This window comes from Clostridium sp. LIBA-8841 (genome assembly GCF_057782475.1).
In genome coordinates this window covers 865,775-878,083 of sequence record NZ_CM173488.1, presented here as the reverse complement: position 1 = coordinate 878,083, position 12,309 = coordinate 865,775, and the positions used below count along the sequence as shown (strand labels likewise).

The window sequence follows — 12,309 nt, the reverse complement described above, 5'->3', positions numbered from 1 at the left end:
TTAAACAAATTTTATATAAACTTCCCAAAAACGAAATAAATTCTAAATATAAAAAAGCATAAAGATATTAGAGAATTATCTCTCTAATACCTTTATGCTTTTAATAAACAAAATAAGAATTTATCTAAACTTTATTTCTTTTAATCTATGTAGAGCTCTAGTACTCATTATATATTTTATTAAATCCTCATTCTCTTCACTTTCTCTACTATCAACCATTATAACTCCATCAAATTCTAATCCCTTTGCAAAATATGATGGTATTATAACATTTCCTCCTTTATATAGTACATCCTCATTGTCAAACTTGACTAAATGAACTTTATCACTGATTAAGTTATAAACCATATCTAACTCTTTTTTATCTCTTGTTATTATAGCTATACTTTCTAATCCATCATTAGAAAACTCTCTTAAAGACTCAATAACTGTATCCACAAATTCCTCAGTGTTATTAAATTCTAATTCTTCTACAGGTTTACCATGTCTAACAAGTGGTATTATTCTATCTTCGTTAAGATACTTATTTGCATATTCTATTATTTCATAAGTACTTCTGTAACTTTTATTTAGGTCATATATTTCTGGATTCACATCATTAAATATTTTTTCTAATTCCATCATTGATGCTACATCTAAATATTTAACAAGTCTTTGATTAACGTCCCCAACAATTGTGAAATATTTAGTTCCTGTTAACTCTCTTACAACTTTAAATTGAAGTGGTGAATAATCCTGAGCCTCATCTATAACCACATGTCTATAATCTTTAGAAGCTTTTTTCCCCTCTAACTTTATAGCTAAATAAAGCATTGGTGCTAAATCATTTAATGTGTATTCCTTTTTATCTCCATTAAATCTATCATATATATCAACAATACTTTCTCTAGAAATCCAACTATCTAACTTAGCTCTTGAATCCATTACTTCTTTAACAATTTCTCTTATTCTTAATTTTCTTCTAAATTCTAAGTTATTTTCTTCAACTAAAAGCTCTTCTGGAGTTAATTTTTCCTTCTCTTTTCTTAATTCTTGATTAAGTTCCCAAACTTTTTCATCTCTCTTATCCTTTATTTTAGATAAGATTATTCTCTTAATTTTATCGCTTCTTCTGAATAAAGGCATGTATTCATAATGCTTAGTGAACATCTCTTCTATCTCTTCTTTAGAAAGCACTACTTCACCAAAGTATTTTACATCTTTAATATTAAAATACTCCTTATCCATATCAATAATTAGTTTATCTAAATCATTAATTATATCATATGAATTTTTATAAGTAGCATCTTTTATGAATTCCTCATCCTTTGAAAGTATTTTTTCTAAATACTTGTCAAAACTCATAATATATACTTCCTCATCCATCTCTTTTAAAGCAAAGCTAGCAAAAGTTTCTTGCTTAACTCCAACTTCTCCAAGACTAGGTAATACCTGTGAAATATACTCCATGAATATACCATTTGGTCCTAAAATAAGAACTTTATCTTCTAATTCTTTTCTATAGTTATATAAAAGATATGCTACTCTATGAAGAGCAATTGTTGTTTTACCACTACCTGCTACTCCATTTACTACTACATTAGCAGTTCTATCTTTTCTTATTATTTCATCTTGTTCTTTTTGTATTGTCATTATTACATCTTTAAGCTTATCAGAACTATTATTACTTAAAACCATTTGTAATATATCATCTTTTACATCTATAGCAGAATCAAATACCCCTTTTAACTCTCCTTTTTTAACTATAATCTGTCTTCTTCCTTCTATGTCACATTTTATAGGTCCATCTGGTGAATTATATGTTGCCTCTCCTAAGCTTCCATGATAGAAAAGTGAAGCAACTGGTGCTCTCCAGTCAACTACTACTGGCTCATAACTTCCCTCTGGAGTTACTCCAAATCTCCCAACATATAATGTATCTTTTTGCTCAAATTCTAAATCATTAAATGTAACTCTTCCAAAGTAAGGAGAATCTTTTAATATTGTTAATTCCTTTAATCTTCTATCTATTGTAGTAAATGCCTGTTCTTTTACATATCTCTCATGATCAAAATATTCTATTAATTTATCTTCATCATCTTTATATTCTTCAACTGCATTTTTTCTATAATCTAATATGTATTCTGTTACAAATTTTCTTTTATTTATATATGAAAGCATTTCTTCATTTAATATATTAGAAACTTCCTCTAATTTTTTCTCTTCAACTAAAAACTCTATATCTTTTTTATCAGTCATTAAAATCTTCCTTTCTTATTTTCTCTCTTACATTATAACCAATTATACCACTAAGATTTCCTCTAAACAAAAATATAAATGAAAAGTCAAAAAGTGCATGAAGCATTTTTAACTTCATACACTTTTTATTGCCATATAAAATTAAACTCTGTTTAATTAGCTATTGATTTTAGCTAATCATTCAGACATAACTTGCGGTTCTATCTAAAATCAACCTGCGTTTAAAACACAGCCAAATTTTAAAACTTTTTCTAGAATGTTGTTTAAGATTTATTCACCATCAATTTTATTTGTAGAGTTATCATCTTTCTTTTGATCTTCAGGTTCTTTAGCTAAATCCAATGCTTCATTATTAGCTTTAGCTAATCTTGCTGCTTCCTCTTGAGCTTCAATCATAGCTTTTAATTCAGCTTGTTTTCTTTCTTCTTCTTCTAATCTTAAGGCTTCTTCTCTAGCCTTCTTAATTGCTTCTTCTTTTTCTTTTCTCTTAGCTAATGCTTGTTCTCTTAGGCTTTGAATTTCTTTCTTAGCCTTTTCATCGGCTTCTCTTTTTTCTGGATATTTCCCATAAACTATTTCTATGAATTCCTCACCCATTATAGTTTCTTTATCTAAAAGAACTCCTGTTATTTCATCTAATAACTCTCTATTTTCAATTAAAAGCTTAATTGATTTTTCATGAGCTTTCTTAATAACAGATAATACTTCTTCATCAGCTATAGCAGCTGTAGTCTCTGAACAGTTTCTAACTGGTCTTCCATCTAAATATCTACTACTCATAGCTTCTAAAGCCATCATATCAAATCTATCACTCATACCATATATAGTTATCATATTTCTAGCTGATTGAGTAGCTCTTTCTATATCATTTGAAGCCCCAGTAGTTATTGTATTAAATACTACTTCTTCAGCTGCTCTACCTCCAAGCATAACTGATATCTGATCTATCATTTCATCCTTAGAAACTAAGTACTTTTCTTCTTCTGGAAGTTGCATTGTATAACCTAAAGCTCCCATTGTTCTTGGAACTATAGTTATCTTATGAACTGGATCTGTATTGTTTAATAAAGCAGCAACTAATGCATGCCCAACCTCATGGTAAGCAACAATTTTCTTTTCTTTTGGTGAAAGAATTCTATCTTTCTTTTCTTGACCAGCTATTATAACCTCAACAGCTTCATCTAAATCTTCTTGAATTACAAACTTTCTACCATGCTTTACAGCCCTTAAGGCAGCTTCGTTAACTATGTTAGCTAAATCAGCTCCAACAGCACCTGGAGTAGATTTTGCTACTTCTTCTAAAGATACATCATCTGATAACTTAACATCTCTAGAGTGAACTTTTAATATTTCTTCTCTTCCTATTAAGTCTGGTCTATCAACAATTATTCTTCTATCAAATCTACCTGGTCTTAATAAAGCTTTATCTAAAACCTCTGGTCTATTAGTAGCTGCTAATATAACTACTCCTTTAGAGGAATCAAAACCATCCATTTCAGTTAATAATTGATTAAGAGTTTGTTCTCTTTCATCATTACCTTGAATAGAACCTTCTCTACTCTTACCAATAGCATCAATCTCATCTATAAATACTATACATGGTGCTTTTTCTTCAGCTTGCTTGAATAAATCTCTTACTCTTGCAGCTCCCATACCAACAAACATTTCTACGAAGTCAGAACCTGACATTGAGAAAAATGGTACTTTTGCTTCTCCTGCAACAGCTTTAGCAAGTAAAGTTTTACCTGTTCCTGGAGGCCCTACTAATAAAGCTCCTTTAGGAAGCTTAGCTCCAATAGCAACATATTTACTAGTATCATGTAAAAAGTCTACTATTTCTACTAATGATTCTTTTGCCTCTTCTTGACCTGCAACATCTTTAAATGTTATTCCAGTTTCATTTTCAGCATAAAGCTTAGCATTATTTTTTCCAAATGACATCACTCCGCCACCCATTTTATTATTCATCTTAGAGAACATCATTCTTCCTAAAAAGAATATAAGTAATAATGGGAATATCCATGACATTAAGAATCCTAAAAATTGATAGTTTTCAGGTTTAGTAACATTAAAACTTACACCTGATGCATTTAAGTCCTTAAGTAACTCTGGTTGAGTAATACCAGCAACTGCTGGGTTAGTTGTATATAATATTTTTCCTTTTAATTCACTACTATCTGAAGGTGTTATTTCAATTTGATTTCCTGAAAAATTCACCGCTTTAACTTCTTTTTTCTCTACCATTTGCATAAAAGTACTATAATCTACTTTTTCATATAGCATTTCATCTTTAACCATGTTAAAGGTTAGTACTATACCAAATGCTATAATACCATATATGAGAATATATTTAAGCATTTTTTTATCTTTAAACATCTCTCATTCCTCCTTTTCTAACGTTTATTTTACAAATCCTATTCTATTAAAAGGATATACTGTTATCTGTGCTTTTGCTTCTATGTCTTTTCCATCTACATATGGATCATTCCAATATCTAGCATCATCACTGTTATTTCTATTGTCACCTAACATTAAAAATTTTCCTTCAGGCACATTAAAAGACATATCAGTTTTTCCACCTGGATATTTAACATAATCTTCTTCAAGTTTATTTCCATTTACATAGACTGAACCATCACTTTTTATTTCAACGTGATCACCTGGTAATCCTATAACACGTTTAAGAAGCGGTTCACTAAATTCATCTGAATTGAATACAACTATATCTCCTCTTTTAATATTGGAAGTATTGTATATTCTAGTAACAAATAATTGATCTCCAATCTCTACTGTCGGCATCATTGACCCTGTAGGAACTTTTATTTTAAACAATAAAAATTTGTGAATCAAAAAAGCTAATAGTAAAGCTGCTAAGATTGGTACAATCCAATCTAAAAAGAATGATGTCTTTTTTGAATTACTAGTGCCCATTCCTATTCCCACATACCTTTCATTAAGTCTTCTATTTCTTTTTTTCTTTTCATTGTAAGCGCTTTATCAGAAAGAAACTTTCCATCCTTACCTTTTACTAAAACATCCCCCTCTTTTATCTCTCCTATTACGTCATCCTTATTTAATTCTAAAATCTTTTCATTTTCATCTTCACATACAATAAAATGTCCTTCTATTCTATCAACTATCAATTTTTTCATTTTATACTCCTTGTTCCGAATATTAATATGAGAAATATTAAAAATTTATTTTAAATTAATTCTCACCAATTTTAGAATTTTCTACTTTAAAAAATTTAAAAGTATCAAATATAAGTATATCATAAATTACCATAACTTTGTAAACTTTAATTCATAGTTTTTTCCTCAAGTTTGAAAAATATTTTACTATAATTTTATCATCCTTTTATGTCTTTTTTATGTCTTTTTTTTATTAAATATTTTTCAATCAATTTTAACTAAAAATTTGATATAAGTATATATAAACTCTAATTAAATTCATATTTATTAATTTATTTACTACTTCACCTTTTATTATATACTTTAATGAAGTATTCTAAATCATTTTAAATAAAAAAAGTTGCATAGTTTTTACCATGCAACTTATATCATAAATTAAAAACATTCGTTTCTAAGCAGATCTTCATAAGTTTCTCTTTTACACATCACTCTCGAGTTTCCATTATTTACACTAACTACAGCCGCTTTAGGTATCCTATTATAGTTATTAGCCATTGAATGACCATAAGCTCCAGTGGACATTATTGCTAATATATCTCCAGTTTCCATTTTAGGCATTTCTATAGAATTTAAAAGTACATCTCCTGATTCACAGCATTTTCCTGCTACAGTTACTACTTCTTTAGAATTATCATAAACTCTATTAGCTATTAATGACTCATAATTTGCACTATATAATGCTGGCCTTATATTATCACTCATTCCACCATCTACACTAACATATTTCCTTATATTAGGGATTTCTTTTATAGCTCCAACAGTATAAAGAGTTAATCCTGCATTTCCTACAATACTTCTTCCTGGTTCTACACTTAATATAGGAATATTCATATTTAAATTTTTACAAACTTCCTCAGCCTTATTTATTATAACTGAGCAATATTCCTCTATTTCCTTAGGTTGATCTCCTTCCGTATAATATATACCAAATCCACCACCTAAATCTAGCTCTTTTATTTCATATCCAAATTTATTTTTTATATCATTTATAAGATTTAACATTATCTCTGTTGTGTCCTCAAAAGGTTCTAAATCAAATATTTGTGATCCTATATGACAATGTAATCCACTCAGTTCTATATACTCTAACTCTATAGCTCTTTTAACCACATCATATACAGTATCTCCAATCACAGGGAACCCAAATTTTGAATCCAACTGTCCTGTTTTTATATATTCATGAGTATGAGCTTCTACTCCTGGAGTTATTCTTAAATAAACCTTTTGAATCCTTCCATATTCTTGCGCTATTGAATTTAAAATTTCTAATTCATGCAAATTATCTACTATAAATCTTCCTATCCCTAATCTAACACCTAAATCTATTTCATAATTAGATTTGTTATTTCCATGGAAATATATTCTTTCTAACGGGAACCCAGCTTTATATGCTGTATAAAGTTCTCCCCCTGAAACTACATCTAAATATAAATTCTCCTCATTAACTAAATTGCACATTGACATGTTTATAAATGCCTTCCCTGCATAGGTAACTCTGTTTCCTCTTTCTTCACATTTCATAGCATTGTAGAACCTTTTACAATTGCTTCTAACTAACTCTTCGTCAACTATATATAAAGGAGTTCCATACTCTTTACTTAAAGTACTTGCTTTTATTCCTCCCACATACAATTCATTTCCTTCTACTTTCATTGATCCAAATAATTTCATATCTTTTCCCTCCACACAATTAAGTTTTTAGTGGCAGAGTATAAAAGTATGCAAAGCTACCGAGATTTTGGCATTTAATTCCAATAAATAAAACAGCAAAGGAACACCTTTGCTGCTTTAATCGCAACTTAGCGTACCTTGTAGCACTCCACTTTTTTAAAGTGACAGTTATATGCATATTTTACATATACCCAGAAAAATTAATTACCATCAATTATCCTTCGGCCATAATTCCTTTCATCATATCTCATCGCTCGTCAGCTACTTATGAATACTCTTAATTACAGCACCTCTACTTTGGTCCTATTTCTAATTCATTTATATTTTTATTATATTAATTGATTTTCTATAATGTTACTAAAAAACTTTAATTAATGCAATACCCTAAGAAAATATTATTAATAAAAATTTTTATACATTACAATCATTTCCTTCACATCTAAAAGCTTTAGTACCTTCATATCCAATTTCTTTTAAAAGTTTTTTTACTACTCTTTTTCCAATTCTATCTTCATTTAACTCACAAAGAGCATCCTCTATATTGTACCAAGCAGCTCCTTCTACTTCATTTGACTTTTTTATTTCACCTGATTCATAATATGCTAAATAAGTTAACATAAGTAATTCTTTGCCATCTACAAAGTCACTTCCTAAATATTTTATATCCTTAACTACTATACCTGTTTCCTCTTTTACTTCTCTATAAACAGTTTCTTCAGCACACTCATCTACTCCAACATATCCAGATATTAGTACTTTAGAGTTTTTATATATATAACTTTGTTTTAATAAAATTATTTCATCACCTTTTATTACAGCAACAACAATACATGGTTTAGGCAAATCAAAAAACATCATGCCATGTCTCTTACAATAAGGTACCATTCCCTCATCCCAGCTATCCTTAAGCTCTAATTTTTCACCACATAGTGGACAATATTTAAATTTCATAATTAATATCTTTAGTGAGGCTAGTTTAATATATTACAATATAAAATTTATTAATTTTCATCATTTAATATTAAAATAGTAATATATAAATTAAGCTAACTAAAGTTCACCACCTTTCATAATCTCAAATACTAATTTATATTCTTTATTATATTTCTAATCTATATCTTAAAAATTCTACTATTATCTACTTAAAATAAATAAATTATATTTCCTATAATTTATAATATTATTTCAACCGGATTAAGTAACTCTATTTCTTCTTCTGTAACTTTACAATTATACGCAAATACATCTACCCCTTTAGCCTTCGCCAATCTTAGGGCCTCTCCGAATTTTGGGTCAGTATCATCATTAGGAGAGAACTTAGAAACATTCTCTATTTGAATTAAAAAAATTATTCCTGCTCCCATACCTAATTTTTTTACTTCAATTAACTCTAATATGTGTTTTCTTCCTCTTTCAGTTGGTGCATCTGGAAATCTAGTTTCCCCGTTTTCTTCTAAGGTTACACCCTTTACTTCTAAAAAATATGTATTTTCATTTCCATCTTGTAATTTAAAATCAAATCTAGATTTTCCAAAAGTTTTCTCTCTACTTATATTATTAAATTTTCTTAATTCCTTTATTTTATTGTTTCTAAGTGCTTCTTCCACAACTTTATTAGGAATTTGAGAATCTATACTTATTAAAGTTTCTCCCTTGTATGCTGCTATTAAATCATAGGGAGTTTTTCTATTTGGAGTAGTTCCCTTTCTTAAAAGTACAGTACATCCCTCTTTTAATATTTCTCTACATCTTCCTGTATTAGGAACATGAACCAATAACTCTTCTCCATCTAAAACTACATAGGCTTGAAATCTATTTGGTCTTCTTAAAAAAATAGCTTTTTTAATAATACTATTATAATTCATCTATAGTAACCTCTTTATCTTTATTAGACTTTTAATTTTTATTATAAAATATTTATTTTTATATTCCTTGTTATTATATTCTACATAAAAACTCTTTTATTAACAAGTTAGAAACACTCTATATAAACATAAAAAAAACTCGATAAGCTAAGCTTATCGAGTTAATGGTGACCCCTAGGGGAATCGAACCCCTGTTACCACCGTGAAAGGGTGGTGTCTTAACCGCTTGACCAAGGGGCCAAACTAACCTGGCGACCACCTACTCTCCCACACAGTCTCCCGTGCAGTACCATCGGCTTCTAAAGGCTTAACCGTCGTGTTCGGAATGGGAACGGGTGTTACCCTAAAGAACATCATCACCAGATGTTTTAGAAAGATTTTGTTCTTTCAAAATTGCACATATTTAATTTACTATATTTGGTCAAGCCCTCGATCTATTAGTATCGGTCAGCTGAACATGTTACCATGCTTACACCCCCGACCTATCAACCTTGTGTTCTTCAAGGGATCTTACTAGCTTACGCTATGGGAAATCTCATCTTGAGGTTGGCTTCACGCTTAGATGCTTTCAGCGTTTATCCATTCCCGACTTAGCTACCCAGCTGTGCTCTTGGCAGAACAACTGGTACACCAGAGGTCAGTCCATCCCGGTCCTCTCGTACTAAGGACAGCTCCTCTCAAATTTCCTACGCCCGCGACGGATAGGGACCGAACTGTCTCACGACGTTCTGAACCCAGCTCGCGTGCCGCTTTAATGGGCGAACAGCCCAACCCTTGGGACCTACTTCAGCCCCAGGATGCGACGAGCCGACATCGAGGTGCCAAACCTCCCCGTCGATGTGGACTCTTGGGGGAGATCAGCCTGTTATCCCCGAGGTAGCTTTTATCCGTTGAGCGATGGCCCTCCCACGAGGTACCACCGGATCACTAAGCCCGACTTTCGTCCCTGCTCCACTTGTGGGTGTCGCAGTCAGGCTCCCTTCTGCCTTTGCACTCTACGAACGATTTCCGACCGTTCTGAGGGAACCTTTGGGCGCCTCCGTTACTTTTTAGGAGGCGACCGCCCCAGTCAAACTGCCCACCTAACAATGTCCTGTGACCAGATTCATGGCCGCCAGTTAGAATTTCAGTACTGTCAGGGTGGTATCCCAAGGATGACTCCACCAAGGCTGACGCCCTGGTTTCCTAGTCTCCCACCTATCCTGTACAGACAATACCAAAACTCAATGCTAAGCTACAGTAAAGCTCTACGGGGTCTTTCCGTCCAATCGCGGGTAGCGAGCATCTTCACTCGCACTACAACTTCGCCGGATTTACAGTTGAGACAGTGCCCAAGTCATTACGCCATTCGTGCGGGTCAGAACTTACCTGACAAGGAATTTCGCTACCTTAGGACCGTTATAGTTACGGCCGCCGTTTACTGGGGCTTAAGTTCACACCTTCGCTTGCGCTAAGTGTTCCCCTTAACCTTCCAGCACCGGGCAGGCGTCAGCCCCTATACATCAGCTTACGCTTTAGCAGAGACCTGTGTTTTTGCTAAACAGTTGCTTGGGCCTATTCTCTGCGGCCTACTCTCGTAGGCACCCCTTCTCGCGAACTTACGGGGTCAATTTGCCGAGTTCCTTAACTGTAATTCTTCCGCCGGCCTTAGGATTCTCTCCTCACCTACCTGTGTCGGTTTGCGGTACGGGCACTACTTCTCTCTCTAGACGCTTTTCTTGGCAGCGTGGAATCATGTACTTCGGTTCCGTGGAACCTTCCCCATCACACCTCAGCATTATGAAAGCGGATTTGCCTACTTTCACTGCCTAAATGCTTAGACTAGCATCCAATAGCTAGCACACACTATCCTCCTGCGTCACGCCATCGATAATAACGATGGTAGTGGTACTGGAATATCAACCAGTTGTCCATCACCTACGCCTTTCGGCCTCGGCTTAGGTCCCGACTAACCCTCAGCGGACGAACCTTCCTGAGGAAACCTTAGATTTTCGGCCTGTGGGATTCTCACCCACATCTCGCTACTGATGCCAACATTCTCACTCGTAACCAGTCCACCGCTCCTTACGGTACGACTTCAGCCCGGTTACGACGCTCTCCTACCGCTTGAACTAAGTTCAAGCCCGTAGCTTCGGTGGTAAGTTTAGCCCCGTTACATTTTCGGCGCAAGATCTCTCGACTAGTGAGCTATTACGCACTCTTTTAATGAGTGGCTGCTTCTAAGCCAACATCCTAGTTGTCTTAGAAATCTCACATCCTTTCCCACTTAACTTACACTTTGGGACCTTAGCTGACGATCTGGGCTGTTTCCCTTTTGACCACGGATCTTATCATTCGTAGTCTGACTGCCGAGCTCAAAGTATGTGGCATTCGGAGTTTGATAAGGTTCGGTAAGCGCTATGCCCCCTAGCCCATTCAGTGCTCTACCTCCACTACTCATACTCGACGCTAGCCCTAAAGCTATTTCGGAGAGAACCAGCTATCTCCGGGTTCGATTGGAATTTCTCCGCTATCCACAGCTCATCCCATGCTTTTTCAACAGCAACGTGGTTCGGTCCTCCACGAGGTTTTACCCTCGCTTCAACCTGGCCATGGATAGGTCACCCGGTTTCGGGTCTACGGCATGCAACTAGTCGCCCTATTCAGACTCGGTTTCCCTTCGGCTCCGTACCTTAAGTACTTAACCTTGCTACATACCGTAACTCGTTGGCTCGTTCTACAAAAAGCACCTCATCACCCTCATAAGGGGCTCTGAGCGGTTGTAGGCATACGGTTTCAGGTTCTATTTCACTCCCCTCCCGGGGTTCTTTTCACCTTTCCCTCACGGTACTGCTTCACTATCGGTCATCAGGTAGTATTTAGCCTTGGGAGGTGGTCCTCCCTGCTTCCCACAAGGTTTCACGTGTCTCGTGGTACTCTGGATCATAACTCGTGGTCTTCTCGTTTCACTTACAGGACTATTACCTTCTACGGTGGAGCTTTCCAGCTCTCTTCAGTTACAATAGCCTCCACTTTTATGTTATGTCCACAACCCCGGAAACAAGTTTCCGGTTTGGGCTCTTTCCCTTTCGCTCGCCGCTACTAAGAAAATCGATTTTTCTTTCTCTTCCTCCAGGTACTTAGATGTTTCAGTTCCCTGGGTTACCTTCATTAAGCTATGTATTCACTTAACGATACATGGGGTTTCCCATGTGAGTTTCCTCATTCGGAGATCTTCGGATCTCAGGCTATGTGCGCCTACCCGAAGCTTATCGCAGCTTATCACGTCCTTCATCGGCTCCTGATGCCAAGGCATTCACCATACGCCCTTTGTAGCTTGACCTATATTAGTTATAGTTCTCATT

Annotated in this window: 7 protein-coding genes, 1 tRNA gene, 2 rRNA genes and 1 riboswitch; all 10 genes read right to left on the bottom strand. The window is 34.2% G+C overall.

The window, feature by feature from the left end; genetic code table 11:
* Positions 1–120 precede the first annotated feature (120 nt).
* The gene (locus AC2A4K_RS03720) at positions 121–2,238 is read right to left on the bottom strand and encodes a HelD family protein (protein ID WP_322504306.1); all 2,118 of its coding nucleotides are present in this window, start codon (positions 2,236–2,238) and stop codon (positions 121–123) included.
* A gap of 270 nt (positions 2,239–2,508) precedes the next feature.
* Positions 2,509–4,614, bottom strand: a complete 2,106-nt coding sequence (ftsH, locus tag AC2A4K_RS03715; protein ID WP_322504307.1) for an ATP-dependent zinc metalloprotease FtsH — start codon at positions 4,612–4,614, stop codon at positions 2,509–2,511.
* A 24-nt stretch (positions 4,615–4,638) separates the two neighbouring features.
* Positions 4,639–5,169 carry a signal peptidase I gene (gene lepB / locus AC2A4K_RS03710; RefSeq protein WP_322504308.1) on the bottom strand — a complete coding sequence of 177 codons (531 nt, stop codon included), beginning with the start codon at positions 5,167–5,169 and terminating at the stop codon, positions 4,639–4,641.
* A gap of 2 nt (positions 5,170–5,171) precedes the next feature.
* The gene (locus AC2A4K_RS03705) at positions 5,172–5,390 is read right to left on the bottom strand and encodes a DUF3006 domain-containing protein (RefSeq protein ID WP_322504309.1); all 219 of its coding nucleotides are present in this window, start codon (positions 5,388–5,390) and stop codon (positions 5,172–5,174) included.
* Positions 5,391–5,804: 414 nt separating this feature from the next.
* On the bottom strand, positions 5,805–7,100 hold the full coding sequence (lysA, locus tag AC2A4K_RS03700) for a diaminopimelate decarboxylase (RefSeq protein WP_322504310.1): 1,296 nt from the start codon (positions 7,098–7,100) through the stop codon (positions 5,805–5,807).
* A 133-nt stretch (positions 7,101–7,233) separates the two neighbouring features.
* Positions 7,234–7,403, bottom strand: a riboswitch (Lysine riboswitch).
* A gap of 108 nt (positions 7,404–7,511) precedes the next feature.
* A complete protein-coding gene (locus AC2A4K_RS03695) occupies positions 7,512–8,051 on the bottom strand; it encodes an NAD(+) diphosphatase (protein WP_322504311.1) in 540 nt (179 codons plus the stop codon).
* 221 nt (positions 8,052–8,272) lie between these two features.
* Positions 8,273–8,965, bottom strand: a complete 693-nt coding sequence (gene sfsA, locus AC2A4K_RS03690) for a DNA/RNA nuclease SfsA (RefSeq protein WP_322504312.1) — start codon at positions 8,963–8,965, stop codon at positions 8,273–8,275.
* A gap of 165 nt (positions 8,966–9,130) precedes the next feature.
* Positions 9,131–9,205, bottom strand: a tRNA-Glu gene (locus AC2A4K_RS03685).
* Positions 9,206–9,211: 6 nt separating this feature from the next.
* Positions 9,212–9,329: ribosomal RNA gene (gene rrf, locus AC2A4K_RS03680) — 5S ribosomal RNA — on the bottom strand.
* A 53-nt stretch (positions 9,330–9,382) separates the two neighbouring features.
* Positions 9,383–12,287 (bottom strand): 23S ribosomal RNA (locus tag AC2A4K_RS03675).
* Between the last annotated feature and the right edge of the window lie 22 nt (positions 12,288–12,309).

Coding starts and splice junctions, on each gene's coding strand:
- ftsH (WP_322504307.1), bottom strand. CDS start 4,614: ATGTTTAAAGATAAAAAAATGCTTAAATATATTCTCATATATGGTATT.
- AC2A4K_RS03705 (WP_322504309.1), bottom strand. CDS start 5,390: ATGAAAAAATTGATAGTTGATAGAATAGAAGGACATTTTATTGTATGT.
- lysA (WP_322504310.1), bottom strand. CDS start 7,100: ATGAAATTATTTGGATCAATGAAAGTAGAAGGAAATGAATTGTATGTG.
- lepB (WP_322504308.1), bottom strand. CDS start 5,169: ATGGGCACTAGTAATTCAAAAAAGACATCATTCTTTTTAGATTGGATT.
- AC2A4K_RS03720 (WP_322504306.1), bottom strand. CDS start 2,238: ATGACTGATAAAAAAGATATAGAGTTTTTAGTTGAAGAGAAAAAATTA.
- sfsA (WP_322504312.1), bottom strand. CDS start 8,965: ATGAATTATAATAGTATTATTAAAAAAGCTATTTTTTTAAGAAGACCA.
- AC2A4K_RS03695 (WP_322504311.1), bottom strand. CDS start 8,051: ATGAAATTTAAATATTGTCCACTATGTGGTGAAAAATTAGAGCTTAAG.